Below are 18877 nucleotides of genomic sequence, written 5' to 3' on the forward strand. Positions count from 1 at the left end.
CAATCATTAGTCTATGGTATCATGGATAGGAATATCTTATGAATGGTGCCTATTGGGTATAAAACTTTATTTATTCTCAGATTGTTTTGTCATGAAAATCATCGATTGGGTTCGTAACATTCTGTGATTAAATTTGACCTATGATGATGTCATTTCATAGAATGAGCGGAGAGTTGTATGGGAAAGCTGCTTTATGATTGTAACTATCGATATGATCTGCCTTCGTTTGTCTGATGACGGCATTCAAGTTTTGCTGGTGAAACGGAATAATCCGGAGCGTCCGGATTTTGGCATGTGGGCGATCCCCGGAGGCTGGGTATACGACGAAGATTTTACCGCGCGTGGTGGTGAACCGGCCGATGAAGATTTTGAAGCAGCGCGTCGGCGAATTTGTCGGCAAAAAGTACATACCTATCCTAATTTTATCAGTGACCCTTTGGTTGATGGTAATCCGAAACGTAATCCAGATGGCTGGAGTGTCAGTATTTCCCATTACGCGTTGTTGAATCGATCGAATATCAGGCAAATTGAAGCTGCTGGCATGGATCGTAACCGTCTCGATTGGTTTGATTTAAACCTCATTTTACAGGGACAGATAACGCTGGCTTTTGACCATGCGGCTCAGATTCAACATGCATGGACCAAATTACGGGCAGCCGTCGAATATACCTCCGTTGTGCTCTTTTTTCTGGAGAAAGAGTTTCTAGTCGCAGAAATCATCGACGCTTATGCAAAGTTCGGGGTTGAAGTAAACCGGATGACGATTAAACGGCGGTTGATTAACTCAGCAGTGATTGTGAGTACCAATAAAATTGCCGCCCCGAATAAAGGTCGTGGGCGTGGCGGGAAGCCCGCAACTGTCTATCGGCTTGCCAACAATGAAGTCAGCTACTTTCAGACTTGTCTGAGGGGTTAGCTAATTTAAGCATTAGCCTTCATCCGTTTCTGTATGTTGATCTTGCGTCGCTTGTTTTGGTCTGAGCCCATATGGGAGATCGCTGAAGATTGCCGGATTTTGGTCATATTTCGGTGCTGCGTGGGGTTGCTGCCATCCCAATAGCATGATCGCAAGCAGATTACGATGTTCACCCAGTGCCAGATTGAAGTCATCTTTTCCTGAGGGGATCATTTGCTTTAATGGCGGGATCGCTTCCTGAATCGCCTGTCTGGTCTGCGTGACAACCGGATCCTTATCCAGCCCGGCAAGCAAAAAGCTCAGTCCGACTTCTGCAATCACATCCGGTTTTGTCCGTGCAATGATGGTCTCTATATTGGTACGAAAATAGTGGTAGATCCATTGATAATCTGCCGCTGAGACGGAATGCTGATAATAACCTGAAGCTGCAATGATTATATGCGTCATGCCGTAAATCTTATTTTCATATTGCTGCTTAGATAATGCTTTATCTTGGTCATCCGGATACGTTTTCCGAAATGCTTGAATAAACGCTTGTACAACATCTTGTTCACCCAACTGTCGGAGCCAGAACACTTGGTTCGCTAATTGGGCTGCCCACGCCTTGATCATCTGCGGATCAGTCGCGTACAGACTGAAATCATATCTACGCAAAACCTGACGCAGTCGCTTGTCATGTTGGTGCTTCAGACCATATTCATCTGCCCGAGCCATCGCACTGAGTAAATCAACGCCTAAATAAATATATTCCGGATGATGTTTTGTTACCGAGAATCGTAGGCGTGACCGTTCGCCTTGACGTCCTTCATACGAGGACAGACGCTGCTGAGAGTACAGATAAATCGCTTCAGGTGTGGTGACATCGTTGGCGAAGTGGTTCAGTGTACTGGCCACTCTGGCCATATCCTGCCAAATTCCCGCAGCATACTTATTATCTAAGGTTTGTCGATACATTCGTAGCGCGTAATGTCCTGCTCTGAAGGCCGGTAGTGTATAGAGGCGCTGTTCATAATATTCAGCGATTTGATCTGCGGAATCCTGATAACTGGGGGGAAATGTAGCCGCTTCGTTTGCAGAGGGGGTTGCTGTCTGTGTATTGGGCGCGGCAATACTCTGACAGATAAGTATGATGAATAAAATTGAAGCTATGCCACATTTATTTAACACGCGCTGACCCTGTTCACAGAGGATGATTTATAAAACATATGCATTCGTAGCCTCAACTATGTTAGCGCACTGCAATAAGTCTGTGAAATTATCGCATTCGCTGACGGTTGCGGTACTTCTGCACTGTGATTCTTGATACTTTAAATGAAAAAATAAATCAGGTTTAGTCTTGTTTTATATTGTGTTTATTGACAACAGCCCCTAGTAAGGCGTTCTTATTGGTTGAAAGTGGCTATTCTGATATGAACTTTTGATTTTAATAAATTTTTAATGTCAGAGTGCTCTTTTTTCTATTGATCAGGTCAATGACTATTTCATGACTGGCGGAATAAGACATATTCACACCAGTCCCTCATGAGAGAGGAGCATTATGCGCGACATTCTGTTCAAAAAATGGACAGTGATTGGTTTTCTTGTCTTACTTGCCTGTATTTTGATGGTGTTGGTTGAATTTATTTTCCAGCGTCACCAAGAGGTGATGCGTCAAGAAATTCAAAGTAGGACAACAGAGGAACTTTCCATTATTCGATTTAAGCTGGAAGCAACGATTCTGGCCGATATTTATGTGGCGAAAAGTTTGTCAACGTTGACGACTGTGAATGCCAGTACCGTTGCAGAAAGTTGGGAAAAAGTCTCGCAGCGTATTATGGAGCAAGGGAAATACATTCGATCATTGAGTCTTGCCCCCAATGATATTATTGAGTATGTCTACCCGTTGAAAGGAAACCAAAAAGTCGTCGGGCTGGATTTTCGGACAATGCCTGAACAGTGGAAAACGGTTAAACAAGCGCATGAATTAAAAGAAATTTTTATTGCAGGTCCGATTGAGAGAGGGGCGGGGAAGCAGGTCATTATTGCGCGCTGTCCGGTTTTTCTTGACCCGCCATACAATCAATTTTACTGGGGGGTGATCAGTGTCGATATTGATATTGATAGTTTGCTTCAGTCCCTTAAGGTTGATGAAGTTCTGCCCGGCTATGATATTGCAATTCGAGGGAAAGACAGTTCGGGAGAGCTGGGTCCTGTGTTCTGGGGAGAACCAGATGTTTTCCAACATGCGTTTGCTCAAGAGATGATCTATTTTCCGCATGGCTCCTGGAGAATTGCAATTGCAGAGCAGGACAACGTTAATATTCTTGATCAAGTACCTTGGTTTCAGACCAATATTGTGCGTGTGATTGGCTATCTGTTACTGATATTTCTTATTGCTTCTTTTCTGGTGATTTATCGTCTTTACGATAAATCGAATCGTCTTTCTCTCTATGATGAACTGACTCATCTACCGAATCGCCGTTATTTTATGAGTGAACTGAATCGATATTTCGAGCGAGAAAAACGCGCCAAACAACCGATGGGTTTTGCCTTACTGTGTATCGATGTGAATAAATTTAAGACAATCAATGACACCCATGGACATAATGTTGGGGATCAGGTGTTGGTGGAGTGTGCCCGACGGATTGAAAATGCGATTCGGGACAACGATTGTGCGGCACGGATTGGCGGTGACGAATTTTTAGTCTTGTTGAAAGGCGGCGAAAAAGGGGAAGACTTACGGAAAATTATGGATCGAGTGCGTCATGCGGTTGGTGTCACCCCAGTGATTTGTGGTGAGCTTGCGATTCCGGTTGGTATTAGTGTCGGGTATACACGCTACAGCCCAGAAATGCAGAGCGTTAACGAGATGATCCATCATGCTGATAATGAAATGTATGATGAAAAATCTTCGTCCTGAGTTCCTGTGAATCCCAGACTCATCGACAGAGCCCCGACAGTGTTATTGATCCGTCGCGATAATATTGTCGGGTGACGTGTTGTAGCAACTCGGCTTCCGGGGACAGACACTACCTCTGGGACAGATTAACCGGGCATCGTTGATGATGCCGCGTTCTATCCATTTGATATTGAGTATTTTTGCCAGTGTTGTCAGTTCATTCTGAATCGCTGGCGGTATCGCTGACATCCCGCCGTTTCTGACACAGGATTCTTTCAGTTCCATCGCCATTTGCTGGGCATCACCTCCCTGAGCATTGATCGCCGGATTCAAATCAATGCCGGCACATAACACCCGATTATTCCCCGCAGGATCGACAAGATTCAGCGATTCACAACAGTAGATTCTGGGTTCATCTCCGACATTGAGCAGTGAAATTTGAGCGGAGCTGGATGACTGTGGATGTTTCAGTTGCCGAAAGACAGCCCAGTGTTGGCAGGGATCGTTGACTGTCCTCATATTGCCCCAGGGGAGTGGAATCCCGTTGCCACGATAGACGGCTTTGAGCTTCCCTTCGCCATAGGCATCAAAGTAATGCCAGTAAGGATAAGGGGAGACCACAGTCATTCTGCGCATGGCAACGGATGGGGACACCCCGACTTTCTGATGGACGCTGATTTCATAACCGTTGCGATCCAGCAGTTGCCGGAATGGGACTTTCGGACAGAGTAGCGCCCCGGCAAAAAAGCTGGATTCGAAATCTCGCCAGGCCTGTAAGATATCTTTTGAGTTGAGTTCATAACTGGTTTGTGGATTGGCCATATCTTCCCAGCTACTGGTATGGCCGATAGAGAGAACCGTTTTACAGCCATCCTTACTGTGAAGAATATTGTGGCCGATGTATACCGCGAGATCATACTTGAGGCGAGTCGGATGATGCTTCATCACCTCATTGAGGTAAATCCTGTTCGGTGATTCAAAATAAGAGGTGACGAGTTGTTTGGCACAGAGTCCCAACTCATCTTGAACGTCTTGAGGGGCTTGTGAAAACCAGTGAATCGTGAGCCCCAAATGTCTGGCAATATCCGTCAGATCCTCAACCGTCAGATTCAGTTTTTTGAGTCCGATGTTTTCTGCTGCGCGCTCCAGATCCGGAAAATGATTTTGTAGGCTTTCTTGATGCGCCCGGATGAGTAATTGGGCGAACTGACGACCGGTGATACCTGTTTGAGATAACATCTCCGGAATCGCAATCTGGAGAATATCTTGTGAAAACAAAAAGCTGGGTTCGAGCGCCATCCCATTGATGCCCCCCCGACTTCCTCTATCCGGGGTGATATTGATCTGTTCCGGTTGATCGTCGAGAAACCACTGTGGGCTTTTTTGAAAGACTTCAGCGATCACTGCAAGCATCTCAATGCTTGGTACCCGTTTGCCTCGTTCAATCATCGAGAGATAAGACACCGAGGGGGCATATTCAGGATTCAGGCGAATACAACGAGATGATAAATCTTCCATCGTCAGATGATTTCGCTTTCTCAAATTTCTGACTTTAGTGCCCAGAAAGTGAGACTGTCGAATTAAGCTTTTAGATGCGGTCATTTGTAAAATTCACACTGTAAAATTTTTGTTGTGAAATTGTGTATAAAAATAGATTAGTCTAAAAAGTAAGCAAAAGCACGACACAGCCAAAAAAGAGTATTGCATGGTGTGGTTTTGTGAAATGGAAAGTGTGAAACGGAGAGTGTTTGCTACAAAGGGGATGTATGAATGAATATGCCAATGTTACAGCGTTCGTTAGAGACTGATCGTGCGTTAAAATCAAATGACTCATCATATGAGCAACAGTCAGGTCAGTTTATTACCGAGATGGTCATGTCCGTGGAGTCGTTGGGGGCAGGACAGACACAAGAAAAACAATTACAGGCGAAGCAGTTACTTGACCAGCTTTTCCCATTGCATGAAGGATCACATCGTGATGTGACAGGATATGTGATCGATTACCATCACTTGATGGCTTATTTTGAGGACGGACGTCATACCGGGCTGCGTTATCCGCAACATTTCGTTGCCTACCTTGGGGAACGCAATGGCCCGGAAGCAATTTTGTTTCGCAATGGCGATGGATGTCACGTTGAAGTGACGTTAGGGAATGGCAAAGGAACGGGAATGCCCGAGCTGGTTTTGGTTGACGACATTCAATTGGAAACTTATACCCACTTGAACTCCGTCGCGTCAGAAAGTCATGCAACGTTAGGCCTTCGTCATTGGGTCAGTTTGGTGAAAGCGGATGGACAGGGGCATCCACAGATGTGCAGTGAAAACAAAGAATATCAGTCTAAAGATGAAGCGGATTATCAGTTGGGGATCAGTTTCAATCTTGACGCATTCAGAGCTTGATGCGATTGCGCTTTGCTTGCTTATCTTCGTTCATTCACATCACTCAGTACACATCAATAGCCGCGTATCGGTTGCCAAGCAATCCATACGCGGCTGGTGTGTTGATCGAGAGTTTTTTAATGCATAAACAGTTGTATTAACCGTTAGCTGCTAAAAGCACGCTCTTGCAGTTTTGTCGCCCCACTCAGCATGGCTTCGACTAACTCGGTTGCGTGAAATTTTTCCAGTGCTTGATGGGCACCGACCTGACGGGCGCGATCAACACAGATCTCACTGGAAAGTGAGGTATGGAGGATAATGTAGGCATGGTTCAGGGTATCATCATTCTGAATTTCGAATGCTAACTCATAGCCGTCAAGACCCGGCATTTCGATATCGCTGACCAGAATGTCGATCGGGGATCCTTGTTCTGCTCGATTGCGCATTAATTGCAACCCCTCAGCCCCGTTCTTGCAAATCTCATAGGGGATATTGATACCGTCCAAAGCATCCGCTAACTGTTTCCGGGCCAGGCTCGAATCATCAACGAGTAAAATATTAAAGGATTTGAGCTTTTCTCGCTCTACATCCGTCAGAATCGGAATTTTGGTCGCTTCGTATTGGGGATATATCTTCGACAGGAGAAGTTCAACATCCAGCATTTGGACGATATTGTCCTGATAACGCGTGATGCCAGTAACAAAAATGTGATGTCCGGCAGTTGACGGTGCTGACTCAATCGAGCGCCAGTCACATTCAATAATTTTTTCAATCGACCGAACCATAAATGCAACGACAGTACGCAGACAGTCGGTAACGATCAAATAACAATTTTGATAGTCCTCTGGTGGAATTGGCCGGAAACCAATAGCCGCAGCCATATCTATCACGGGAATGGTCATATTACGAATGGTGACTGTACCAACAACATTGCGATGAGAATACGGGATTTGTGTCATCGGCTGATAAGACACAATTTCTCGAATCTTTAAGGTGCCAATAGCAAACAATTGACGTTTCAGATTGAGTGTAAACATCAACATCCCTTGCGATTGATTGGCTTTACTAACGGTTTTCGCCATGACGATTTACCTTAAAAAATACTTACGCCAATAATATACTTAAATTGCACTAAGATGCGAGTTTCAATCGACTGGTACGTTGAGTTGCCTCTAGAGTTTTGTTTCTGGAACAGACATCACATCCAAGTGTCATTGCGAAGATTACACGCTTACTCATAAGCATACTGCAAAATGGTACTTTATCGATTGTTCTGGCTATTTTATGCCCGATTTTTCGTGAAGGGGAGCTGATATTCAGTCTATCGCAGCCCGTATTCATCTGATCGCTTGACGAATTTTGCGAAGTTAACACGCTGTAACATTTATATTACTCATGTCGATATAAAGAATGTCTACTATGATAAAAAGAGTCTTGTCTATTGGTGTTGAGAAAGAGGTGTACTTCATGCTTTTTAACCGCTCCCTTGTCAAAGAAAATGAAGCTTTAAAGAAAGAGCTTCATTCGATTAAACAGATGCATGACAGTCTTGGTAAAGAGATGTTAACGATGAAGCTGGACTCGAGAGGTTTGGTCAGTTCGGTGAATTCGCTTTTTTGTAAAGAGATGAAATACGAGTCACACAATGTGGAAGGATGTAAGCTCACCGATATGGTGCCCCCGAAAGATCGTTCGACCGGACATTATCAACGATTGAGTCATGCACTGAAAGACGGTAAACACTGGAATGGTGCGCTGCAATTGCAAAAAGGGAACGGTGAAGAATCATGGTTACGGGCGATTTTGCAGCCGATTTACGATACGGATAAGCAATTGCAATATTTTTTACTTTATGCGTCTGAACTTACCCAAACCATCCGTGCTTCAAGAGATCATGAAGATATGATTGCCGCATTGCTGCGTTCGACAGCTGTGATTGAATTTGATCTCGACGGGCATGTGTTGACCGCAAATGATAATTTTCTTCGCGCAACGGGGTATAAAAAAGAAGAAATTGTCGGCAAGCATCATCGTATTTTTTGTGAACCGGAGATCTATAACTCTCCTGACTATGAAGAATTTTGGCGTGAGTTAAGGAGAGGAAATTTTATCTCGGATCGATTTAAGCGAGTTGATAAGTATGGCAATATCGTGTGGCTGGAAGCGTCTTATAATCCGATTCACAACAACCATGGCGAACTCTATAAAGTTGTAAAATTTGCTTCTGTGATCACCGAACAGATGAATCGGGAAAGGGCCATTTCTGAAGCTGCACACATTGCCTACGAAACATCGCAGTCAACCGATACTCAGGCTGCAAAAGCACAGGTTGTCATTCAGGATACGATTCAGACCATGGAAGACCTTGAACAACAGATGATTCATGCCTGCCAAGGGATCAAGGATCTGGATGAGCTTTCTAAGAAGGTCAGTGATCTGGTTGGCAACATCAGCGGGATTGCCGATCAAACCAACTTGCTTGCTTTGAATGCCGCTATTGAGGCGGCCAGAGCCGGTGATCAGGGACGTGGTTTTGCTGTCGTCGCCGATGAAGTCAGAGAGCTTGCCTTACGCACCAGTAAAACCACTTCTGAAATCGTGGATGTGGTGTCAAAGAACCAGAAACTGACAGAAAACGCGGTTGGGTTGATTGAAAATGGTCAACTGAGAGCGAAAGACGGTCTACAGCTTTCGAATGATGCTGGTATTGTGATAGCTGATATTCAGGATGGGGCGAAAAAAGTCGTAGGTGCGATCGAAGAGTTCCATCAGAAACTGTAAGGTAACAGGATTGGTGATTGGGTGTGGATCGTGACTTCATTGATGAAGTCCGCTACACTTCGCGTCCTTTAAACGGGAGGCGATTCAATGGCAAGAACAGCAGCAGCATTGCATATTTTGGTGAAACATCAGAACCAGGCTGAAGACATTCTACAGCAGCTTAAGAAAGGTGCTAAATTTCAAACGCTTGCCCGAAAGTACTCTTTGTGTCCTTCCGGCAAGAAAGGGGGAGATTTGGGAGAGTTTCGTCAGGGGCAAATGGTGCCCGCATTTGACAAAGCTTGTTTCCGTGGGGAAGTGCTCAAACCTCAGATTGTCAAAACCAAATTTGGCTGGCACGTGATTAAAGTGTTGTACCGGACGTGAGTGGGCGTTTTCGTCTTCTCGTTATCGGGTCGGTCACTGTTGATTGGGTGACAACATCTATCACAAGATGGTGAATGTGACCCGTTGCCGAACGCCATACATTTTCCAACTCGTCTATTTTCTTGCTTGGCGCTCACCACGCATACACGACTCTAAACATATGGCGTTTTCACCGAATCCGTCGATGATTGGTTATTCTGACAAATCTGAGAGTGCTTTGGTCTTGCTCAGATAGTCATGTTGTAAAATATACATCCGTTTGACATCCTGATAGCGTCCATTAATAAAGAACTCTTCAATCAGATGCCCTTCTTCAATAAAACCGGCTTTACGATACAGATAAATTGCCACTTCATTGTTGATCGCAACGTGGAGGTAAATTTTGTGCAGATTGAGAATGGTAAATGAGTAATCCAATGCTTTGTTGATGAGATCTAAGGCATAACCTCTTCCCTGATATTCAGGGGTAATAATGATCTGAAACTCAGCGCTTCTGTGGATGTAGTTGATTTCAATTAACTCAACCAGACCGATCAGCTGTTTATTCTCATTTTCTACGACAAAACGTCTTTCTGCATTGTCGTGAATATGTTTGTTATACAATTCTTCAAGTTCATCAAAGGATTCATATGGTTCTTCAAACCAATATGACATGATATTTCTATTATTATTAAGGTTGTGAATAAAACGGAGATCCTGACGTTCTAATGCCCGCAGGTAAAGTTCACTTTTCATGGAATGATCCGAAGTTAATCTTGCGTTAAGTCTTTTCATAAGGCACATCTGCCGATGTGAATCAGATTCTCGTATAACATAGCACGTTGACAGGACAGGCACCAGAAAGCTCGCAGCGTCCGGGGTGTTGAGAGCAGGGCATTGAGAGGACAGGCACCCGAGACTCTCAGAAAACCGCATGATGCAGCAGGCTGAAGGAAGATTGGAGAATGAAATAAACATCGAGGCAATAGCGATGTTTTTGTTCTAAAAGGAAGTAAAGGAAAGAAATCACAGACCAGAATATCTCTGGCCTGTACGGGTTGAGGATTATTTCAGATATTGGACATGGGCTTCCATTTCTTCACCGATTTCTTGACGCATATTCATTAAACGAATGGCTGACTCTCTGAGTGCAATGTCTTCCGGTGTGACAGGTAACCACTCCGGTACCGTGCTTGGTTTTCCATGCTCATCGACCGCCACCATAATCACAATACAGTGTGTGGTCAGTCGATTTTCTTGCAACTTCGGATCACTTGCCTGAACGTCGATTGCTACATGCATGGATGTTCGTCCGGTATAGACGATTTTGGCGGTTACTTCGACAAGGTTACCGACCAGAATCGGGGCCACAAACCGGATACCGCCAGCATAGGCTGTAATACAGTATTTTCCACTCCAAGCGGCAGAGCAGGCATAGGCGGCTAAGTCGATCCACTTCATCACGGCTCCCCCGTGAACTTTACCGCCGAAATTTACATCGCTGGGCTCAGCCAGAAAACGCAGTGTGAGCTCTCTTTTATTATTTGTCATATCGACGTCCTCATCAATTGTGGCATATAACCGAACCTTGAAAGTGTTCGAAAACGCCCATGCAGCTGCACATTACTACAACAAATATTTAACATGGGCAATGTTAAAGAAACTTATTCTCAAAAATTTAAAAGTCAAGAAGATTAAGCAAACTTGAAATAAATTATGGAAACAGCGCTTGAATTCGATGTCGGGAGATGGACTGGATATGTCATGCTGATCATTGACAGGGGAGAGACAAGGTTCATGATCAAGTCAGTCGCGTCATTTGTTTATTATGAATGGAAATATTATTTATTATCAGTGTGATAACATTCAATATATTTTTTCATCCAATTTAAAAAAGCCTGTAATTTAGGCCGTGTTTCATGGCCTTTCGGACAAATTAAATCATAACCGTACCCTGAAGGAACCTGTTCAAATAGTGAAACCAAGGCACCACTTTCAAGGTACGATTGAATGGTATGGTAGCGGCCTAAGGCGATACCCATTGAATTTCGAGCGGCAACCATCGTTAGTTCTTCATGATTGAATACATACTTATGGTTTAAAATACTGGCGCTTCTGCCCGTCGCATTTAACCAATGCTGCCACTCACTTAAGGGTGATAAAAATTCTAACGACTCTGTGCAATGCAGAAAAGTCGCTTCTTTCAGGCGCGCTTCACTTTCATATAAATTCAGACGTTGAGCATATTCCGGGGTACATACAGGAACCAAGTATTCATCAAATAGCCGGATGTGATAAAAATCAGGGTGGGTTTCATTGCCGTAGTAAATAGCGATATCAACCGGTTGATGATGAAAGTCCAGTTTGCTTGCCTTGACCCGCATCTTTACATCCAGATAAGGATATAAACGCTGAAATTCAGCCATTTTAGGGACTAACCATAGATGAGCAAATGTTGGCGCGATCCCAATATACAATTCTCCTCTTAATTCATTGAAGCGAATATCGTCAACTTCAGTGAAGATATTTGACAGGGAGGTGCTTAGCGTTCTGAGCATCCGCTGACCATCTTCAGTCAGCTCGAGTTTTCTTGTGAGACGAACAAAAAGTGTGAAACCAAGATCTGCCTCAAGCTTTTTAATTCTTTGACTGACAGCTCCTTGAGTCAGGCATAATTCTTCCGCTGCTAATGTAAAACTTAAAAATTTTGCTACAACGCTGAAAGTATAAAGGTTCGCTAAGATATTTTGTTTATCTGCCATGTGTATGAATCGACCTATGCATTAGAAATATTAATTCATAAATATCACGATTTCGTTTGTCGCTGTTCGGGTTGTCAGGTGCAATGAACACAAGAAGGACACACGAGAGAGTATTGCAAAATGAATCATAAATTAAAAGTTGTCGTGATTGGTGGCGGCTCAAGCTATACACCAGAATTAATTGAAGGTCTGCTGCATCGTTATCATGAACTGCCAGTTGCTGAACTATGGCTGGTTGATATCGAAGATGGCAAAGAAAAAGTCAAAATTATTGCTGAATTAGCGCAACGCATGATTAAACGTAAGGGAGTCAATATCGATGTGAAAGTCACCCTTGATCGTCGTCTTGCCCTGAAAAATGCAGATTTTGTCTGTTCACAATTTAGGGCGGGTTGCCTTGATGGTCGAATTCGTGATGAACGGATTTCTTTAAAGTACGGCATGATCGGGCAAGAAACCAATGGGCTTGGTGGTTTTGCGAATGCATGTCGGACAATTCCAATTACTTTAGAAATCTGTAAGGAGATGGAAGAACTTTGTCCCGATGCATGGTTACTGAATTTCACCAATCCGTCAGGTATGGTCACAGAAGCTGTATTGAAATATACCCATATTAAAGCCGTCGGTTTATGTAATGTCCCAGTGATTATGGAGAAAGGTATTGCGCAAATGTTGGGTGCCAGTGAAGGTGAATTCATTATGCAAGTCGCTGGTCTCAACCATATGATTTGGGTGCGCAAAATATTGCATCAAGGAACGGACAAATTAAATATGGTAATGGATGAAATTTTAAACGGGAATGATCCGTTAGTTCCGTCAAATATCCCACCTTTTGATTGGCCTAAAGATCTATTGCAAGAGATGGGCATGATCCCTTGTGCTTATTTACGTTATTACTACACCAGTGATGACATCATGAAGCAAGAGCAAGCAGAAGCTGATGGCGAGGGAACTCGCGGCGAAGTGGTTAAAGCCATGGAAAAGCGTTTGTTTGATATTTATAAGAATCCGGATTTGGCAGAGAAACCCAAAGAATTGGAACAGCGTGGCGGTCAATATTATTCAGAAGCCGCATGTGAGTTGATGGCTTCTATTTACAACGACAAGCGAACAGTCATGCACGTTAATACACGCAATCATGGTGCGATTAGTGGTTTACCGGATGATTGCGCTGTAGAAGTGAGTTCTGTCATTACTAAAAGTGGCCCGCTTCCCTTGAATGTTGAACCATTTCCAGAGGATACATTACGTCTGATTCAACTGATGAAAACGTTTGAAACACTCACGGTTGAAGCCGCGGTGAAAGGTGATTTGGTTGCTGCGAAACGAGGACTCATCCTCAATCCTATTGTCAATACCGGTACAGTCTTAGATGAAGCCCTGCAAGAAACCGTTCAAGAAAACTTAGATTATATGCCCCAGTTTCGTTGGATGTTAGATTCGGTGAGTAACCACTAATATACCCAAATGACCTCAAGATGCAGTTTCAGCGAGAACCACTGGGCTCAGAGGCAAGGCAGAGATTTGAGTCATAGCTATTCTATGGCGAGAAATATATATGTTGATGTGAATAATGAAGAGAAAAGGAGAGGCAGAATCGATTAGAATACCCATAACTTCAACAAATAAAGATATCCGTGATGCTACAAAAAGAGAGTTTGCTGAAACTGGCAACGATGAAAATGCCATTTGGCCGTTATGCCGGACGCGTATTAATTGATTTACCGGAAGAGTACTTATTGTGGTTTCAAAACAAAGGCGAATTTCCTCAGGGAGAACTCGGGGAATTGATGCAACTCTGTTTGACTTTGAAAGTTGAGGGATTGGATCGTCTCGTTAAACCATTGAAGCGGCAATCTTGAAAATTTGTTGTATAACCGCGGGCAGGGATGAATATGATGGTGAAGTCGTTGTATTCAGCTTTGGTAATCAGCCGAAAGCACCGGCTCGTAGTGCTTTCGGCTAGAACAGAGCCCCATTATAAACGAGGGGTATTCTCCGCAAAGTATTCATGAGAATCTGCGTTATTGACGGCCTGATTTGGTGATGATTGGGCCAGACGACGTGCATTATATTGTCCGTAAGCAATATCGTCCGTACCGCCATTGACTGTGAAATGGCTCATTTCATGAATCAGAGTACCGGCTTTTGAGTCCGTGCCTGTCGTCGGAGCAGACCAGAAGGCGTTGCATAAGTGGATACGATAGGGTTGATTCGGATAAACGTAAGCATATGCATTGGAAAGGCTGCCCTCACAATAACAGTCAGCGGTGACTGTTCGGTTTTGCAGCGCGTCAGTGATCTTTTGGAAATGTCCTTTAACGGTATTGTAACGACCACTTGAATAAGAACCAAACCAAGTGGTATAGCGGGACGTTACTGAACCTGCCCGTAAATAACTGTAAGCTGAACCGGACATGCTTCGTGCTGCGCTAACCGCAGAACTGATTTGACTTTTCTGGCTATTTGAGCAATTGCCGAGATAGCTGATTCCGCCTCTCAATTCAGCGACATTGAGTTCAGACTCATTGATGGTTGCGACCTTTGGGTGAACACCCTCAACCCAGAAACTGACATCATTTGAGCTGAGTGTCTGAACTTGATCGTCGGCCTGTAGTTTCGATTGTGCTTCAGACTTAATTAAATCCAATGCGGTGACATTGAACTGAACGCTGTATGTCCCTTCACGAGTCATGTCATAGAAAGAAGACAGATCAACCGTTTGGGTAACCGTCTGTCCGGCAGACAATGTCATATAATCTTTAGCTGTCGGGGCAGGCCGTTTAATAATCGGGCCTGTATAGGCGACCGCTTCTCCATCGACTGTGACGGTGAAAGCATTCTTTTGCAGTTTGCTGTGATTGATGAGATACCAATCGAGTACATCGATATTATCCTGCCCATTGTTGGTAATGCTTAGTTCAACTTTGACATCACTGCCTTCACCATAAGATTGATTTAAAGGGGTAACGGTGACATCCAGAGAGTGGGCATAAGCCAGAGATGACATACTTCCTACGATTGCACTCAACAATAAATTTGTTGCCTTATTCATTGGATAAGCTCCATTTTGTTTCATGGTTCATGAATCATCGATATTGTTACGACTCAGTGAATATCAATCATTCGTCGCAGTATGTTTAAAGTAAGTCTGTTTTACTTTAAACATTATTTAAACTTTCATTTGTTATTATTTTTTTAATTATGTTTTATTTATGTGAATGTGTAAAGAGTGAAATAAATTCGGGAACATTTTTTTGGTTTTAATGATAATAAAATAAACATATATCTACTTAATTGTTAATAATTTATGGATTTTCAATCTCGATTTTTATTTTTTATGTTGTTGATTTTTATTGCGTTAATAAAATATTTTCATAATATAATTTGTCTGGTTGAATTATTTTTTAAACCGAAAATTATAGATTTTTAATGATGGTGTATTTCTACTTGTAAATTTATTATTAGTGGGGTGTTGATAGAGTTAAATTAACAGAACTATTGATTATGTCTACTTTTTATATTAACTGGTTGAAAAATATAAAATTGCGATTTTAAATGCACATTAGATGTTCTATGAATAAACTTTATCTTGACCATAAAAAATTTTTGAGGGTTGCCGAGCGGTTTCTTATTGCGTCTGTCCCCACATGAACTTATTATCAGCCGGCTTCTTGATGATAGCCAATCCGAGTACATCACACCTATGTGGCAAGGCGATAGAGCAACTATCCAAGAGTGACTTTGACAGCGTATTGACGCTTTTATTGACGCTCCACTTTTCATAAAAAATAGTCCGATGAAAAGTGTTTGCTCCCGGAGGTTTGCGATGGCTCACGCCCATTCTGTATTAAATTTTCAATCTTTTGCTGCTAGAACGCTTTCTGCGGATGACGTCCGTTTAATTGAATCGTCCGTGTCACAATTCGGTGCGCCACTACTGATGTTAGATTGCGAGACCATTCGTCAGCAATATCGCGCTCTGAATCATGCCTTACCGAATGTCACGCTTCATTTCGCCCTGAAACCTCTGCCGCATCCGGTCGTCGTCAGAACGTTGCTCGACGAAGGAGCAAGCTTTGATCTGGCTACCAGTGGTGAAGTTGAACTGGCTGCCCAAGCAGGTGTACCTGCTGAACGCACGATCCATACGCATCCGATCAAACGTGATGCGGATATTCGTGATGCATTAGCATATGGCTGTTCTGTCTTTGTGGTCGATAACCTGAATGAGTTGGCAAAGTTTAAACCTTACAAGGATGAGGTGGAGTTGCTGGTACGTTTGAGTTTTCGGAATGCAGAAGCCTTTGCGGATCTATCGAAGAAATTCGGTTGTTCTCCCGATCAGGCTCTGACCATTATTGAAACGGCCCAAGCATGGAAGATTCGGATTAAAGGCCTCTCTTTCCATGTCGGTTCTCAGACGACTGACCCACAAAAGTATGTTGATGCGATCCGGACGAGTAAAACTGTGATGGAAGAGGTTGTTGCGCGCGGATTACCTGCGCTGAGCACGTTGGATATCGGTGGTGGTTTTCCTGTCAGTTATACAAAACAGGTGATGCCGATTGAGCAATTTTGTATCCCCATTCATGACGTGTTGAACGAATTACCGGAAACCGTACAGGTTCTGGCTGAGCCCGGGCGTTTTATCGTGGCACCGGCGGTCATGAGTGTTGCTTCCGTTATGGGGCAAGCTGAAAGGGAAGGTCAAATGTGGTACTACCTTGATGATGGTATTTACGGCTCTTTCAGTGGGCTGATGTTCGATGATGCACAGTATCCGTTGGTGACGTTGAAGCAAGGTGGTGAATTGTTACCGAGTGTTTTGGCCGGTCCAACTTGTGACAGCATTGATGTGATCGCTGAAGACATCATGCTGCCTCGACTGGAGAATGGAGATCTTATTGTTGGTTGCATGATGGGGGCTTACACCAGTGCCACAGCGACGGATTTCAATTTCTTCAAACGCGCTCAAACCATTGTGTTGAATGAAGATGTGTTGCATGAGCAAGCCATCAGCAGAGAAAGACTTATCGGTTAAGGTTGCCTTCACCACTATATTTTGGTGCGACAGTACCATTTCGAAAAAGCCACGGCCTACGTGTCAGTGGCTTACTCTCATTTAATCGCTCGTGGTGCTAGCCACGTCACGACAGACATGATTTATTTATTTGAAACACATCAAGTTTTTATGAATGCGCATTGATAATTACAAATTTATCGTAATTAAATTACTAATAATGTTGACTTGAGTCACATAATTGATGATAATTTGCACTAAACAACGCTTGGTTGTGAAATAAAATAACGGTAGGAGCCGAGTCATGAGTTCAATGCTTTCTTCACAAATTAATGTTACTGTTCCTAAAACAAAAATGAGCGAGTCTGCTGTCAATACGGTTAAAGAGCTTGCTGGCATCTTCGCTATGTTTGGTGTAACAGCTGTCATTACCTTTATGCTTGCTTTAACTTGGGTGAATTAAGATAACCCCATCCTGATTGCAATGCTTATTGTTTTGAATTCGGTGGCTTTGTTCCGATGACGTCGGATACGCCCACCGAATGAATATCATCCACCATCCAATCTCTTCCCTTTATTCTCTTCCGTGTCTATGACCATTTTGTGTGGTTTACGCTGGTTATGCCGTACGTCAAGACTATGCTGAGTTCAGTTCAGTTAATGCGTGAATCAGCTCGTGTTAATCACTTCATCGTGTCAGTAACGTCATCAATGGGGTGAGGTGCGAACGATTGTTTGGTTCGAGAGATTTGATTCAATGGCAGAACACCATTGTTTTTAATATGGTAAGCATGTTGAAGTCATTATAGATGATCCGATAAATGTCGAAATGAAAATTTCTATATTAATGACGCGATATGATTAGAAAATAAAAAGCACTCATGACGAGTGCTTTTCAATTAATGCTCACTGAACGACTGTTCTAATTCATGATTGAGAAATGATTATTTAGAAACGATATTCAGCACCAATGGTTGCTTGTTTGAAGTCAGTATTGGTATCTGCACCATTATTGATATCATTGGCATTTAAGTCAACGTCATACCAAGTATATTCGGCATTGACTAAGAAGTTATCTGTGATTTTAAATCCAACACCGGCACCTGCAAATACAGCTTCGTCATCTTCATCGCCACTCACACCTAAGATATCATAGTCTGTGGTGTACCATAGCTGACCGCCTTTCGCGTAAAGTTCTACGCGATCACCAATCGGTGCTGTCAATTTTAGAGCGGCGGTATAACCATCGGTTTCAGCGCTTGCCGCGCTACCACCATACGATCCAAAATCGATGTAACTCCCCTCAATACCAATGTAACGGTTTAATTTAAAACCAATTAATCCCTGCATCACATCATTGTCATCATCAAAATCGTCTTGGCCGTCAATCTTGACATAACCGTAGTTACCGCCAACGTAAACCCCGCTTTCATCGTCCAAAACTGCTGCATGTGAAATTGTGCTGAACGTTGTTAAAGCCATGGTACTCGCTAGAATTGGAAGGATCTTTTTCATCTTTTTACTCCTAGTGATTTTGAATAAGTCATCATTATTGATGCCGAATATTATTTAGCGTAGTCGTCTGTTTTAAATAAAAACAATCATGTCAATATAATTAATGAGTTCAAAATATTATTTTCATGATGATTATATTTATGCCGACCTTTGCTAAAACACCCTTTAAGTTTAACTCAAAAAAAACAGTTCATGTTATTTCTTTGTCATGAATAAGTTAAAGTTGGAGTTAAATATTTAGTTCATATGGTTGTGTCGGTAAATTATTCATAGAGATT

17 protein-coding genes are annotated in these 18877 nt (G+C 43.0%); 9 read left to right on the top strand and 8 right to left on the bottom strand.

Annotated elements, in window-relative coordinates; genetic code table 11:
* Positions 1-193 precede the first annotated feature (193 nt).
* Positions 194-916 (top strand): NUDIX hydrolase, encoded by a 723-nt coding sequence (locus BSQ33_RS20820; RefSeq protein ID WP_021021336.1) that lies wholly within the window; start codon positions 194-196, stop codon positions 914-916.
* A gap of 12 nt (positions 917-928) precedes the next feature.
* Here BSQ33_RS20820 and BSQ33_RS20825 read toward each other — a convergent pair whose 3' ends face one another.
* A complete protein-coding gene (locus BSQ33_RS20825) occupies positions 929-2083 on the bottom strand; it encodes a DUF3541 domain-containing protein (protein ID WP_021021337.1) in 1155 nt (384 codons plus the stop codon).
* Between the two features lie 370 nt (positions 2084-2453).
* Between BSQ33_RS20825 and BSQ33_RS20830 the strand changes: the two genes are divergently transcribed.
* Positions 2454-3815, top strand: coding sequence for a diguanylate cyclase (locus BSQ33_RS20830; RefSeq protein WP_021021338.1), 1362 nt, complete (start codon positions 2454-2456; stop codon positions 3813-3815).
* A 42-nt stretch (positions 3816-3857) separates the two neighbouring features.
* Here BSQ33_RS20830 and BSQ33_RS20835 read toward each other — a convergent pair whose 3' ends face one another.
* Positions 3858-5396, bottom strand: a complete 1539-nt coding sequence (locus tag BSQ33_RS20835) for a DUF3612 domain-containing protein (RefSeq protein ID WP_088135217.1) — start codon at positions 5394-5396, stop codon at positions 3858-3860.
* 174 nt (positions 5397-5570) lie between these two features.
* Between BSQ33_RS20835 and BSQ33_RS20840 the strand changes: the two genes are divergently transcribed.
* Positions 5571-6194, top strand: a complete 624-nt coding sequence (locus BSQ33_RS20840; protein ID WP_420070648.1) for a hypothetical protein — start codon at positions 5571-5573, stop codon at positions 6192-6194.
* Between the two features lie 143 nt (positions 6195-6337).
* On the opposite strand, the gene BSQ33_RS20845 is transcribed toward BSQ33_RS20840, so the two are convergent.
* Positions 6338-7255 (bottom strand): chemotaxis protein, encoded by a 918-nt coding sequence (locus tag BSQ33_RS20845; protein WP_021021341.1) that lies wholly within the window; start codon positions 7253-7255, stop codon positions 6338-6340.
* 337 nt (positions 7256-7592) lie between these two features.
* On the opposite strand from BSQ33_RS20845, the gene BSQ33_RS20850 reads away from it, so the two are divergent.
* A complete protein-coding gene (locus tag BSQ33_RS20850; protein ID WP_332457871.1) occupies positions 7593-8954 on the top strand; it encodes a PAS domain-containing methyl-accepting chemotaxis protein in 1362 nt (453 codons plus the stop codon).
* A gap of 87 nt (positions 8955-9041) precedes the next feature.
* Positions 9042-9320, top strand: a complete 279-nt coding sequence (gene ppiC / locus BSQ33_RS20855) for a peptidylprolyl isomerase PpiC (protein WP_038177759.1) — start codon at positions 9042-9044, stop codon at positions 9318-9320.
* A 192-nt stretch (positions 9321-9512) separates the two neighbouring features.
* Here the strand turns inward: ppiC and speG are convergent, their stop codons facing one another.
* The 3 genes from speG to BSQ33_RS20870 form a co-directional block, all read right to left on the bottom strand.
* Positions 9513-10055, bottom strand: a complete 543-nt coding sequence (speG, locus tag BSQ33_RS20860; protein ID WP_021021359.1) for a spermidine N1-acetyltransferase — start codon at positions 10053-10055, stop codon at positions 9513-9515.
* A 309-nt stretch (positions 10056-10364) separates the two neighbouring features.
* Positions 10365-10850 carry an acyl-CoA thioesterase gene (locus BSQ33_RS20865; protein ID WP_021021360.1) on the bottom strand — a complete coding sequence of 162 codons (486 nt, stop codon included), beginning with the start codon at positions 10848-10850 and terminating at the stop codon, positions 10365-10367.
* Between the two features lie 290 nt (positions 10851-11140).
* On the bottom strand, positions 11141-12061 hold the full coding sequence (locus BSQ33_RS20870; RefSeq protein ID WP_021021361.1) for a LysR substrate-binding domain-containing protein: 921 nt from the start codon (positions 12059-12061) through the stop codon (positions 11141-11143).
* Positions 12062-12181: 120 nt separating this feature from the next.
* Between BSQ33_RS20870 and BSQ33_RS20875 the strand changes: the two genes are divergently transcribed.
* Positions 12182-13519, top strand: coding sequence for a 6-phospho-beta-glucosidase (locus BSQ33_RS20875; RefSeq protein ID WP_021021362.1), 1338 nt, complete (start codon positions 12182-12184; stop codon positions 13517-13519).
* Positions 13520-13701: 182 nt separating this feature from the next.
* The gene (locus tag BSQ33_RS20880) at positions 13702-13923 is read left to right on the top strand and encodes a DUF3820 family protein (RefSeq protein WP_021021363.1); all 222 of its coding nucleotides are present in this window, start codon (positions 13702-13704) and stop codon (positions 13921-13923) included.
* A gap of 116 nt (positions 13924-14039) precedes the next feature.
* Here BSQ33_RS20880 and BSQ33_RS20885 read toward each other — a convergent pair whose 3' ends face one another.
* A complete protein-coding gene (locus BSQ33_RS20885; RefSeq protein ID WP_157721471.1) occupies positions 14040-15116 on the bottom strand; it encodes a M35 family metallo-endopeptidase in 1077 nt (358 codons plus the stop codon).
* Positions 15117-15890: 774 nt separating this feature from the next.
* Here BSQ33_RS20885 and BSQ33_RS20890 point away from each other — a divergent pair.
* Together BSQ33_RS20890 and BSQ33_RS21730 are read left to right on the top strand one after the other, a co-directional pair.
* Complete coding sequence (locus tag BSQ33_RS20890) at positions 15891-17105, top strand: type III PLP-dependent enzyme (RefSeq protein ID WP_088135220.1); 1215 nt, start codon at positions 15891-15893, stop codon at positions 17103-17105.
* Positions 17106-17388: 283 nt separating this feature from the next.
* Positions 17389-17547 (top strand): hypothetical protein, encoded by a 159-nt coding sequence (locus BSQ33_RS21730; protein ID WP_021021366.1) that lies wholly within the window; start codon positions 17389-17391, stop codon positions 17545-17547.
* Positions 17548-18032: 485 nt separating this feature from the next.
* Here BSQ33_RS21730 and BSQ33_RS20895 read toward each other — a convergent pair whose 3' ends face one another.
* Entirely contained in the window at positions 18033-18599 is a 567-nt protein-coding gene (locus tag BSQ33_RS20895; RefSeq protein ID WP_021021367.1) for a porin family protein, read from the bottom strand.
* Positions 18600-18877 lie beyond the last annotated feature (278 nt).

This window comes from Vibrio gazogenes, assembly GCF_002196515.1.
Classification (GTDB): Bacteria; Pseudomonadota; Gammaproteobacteria; order Enterobacterales; family Vibrionaceae; genus Vibrio; species Vibrio gazogenes_A.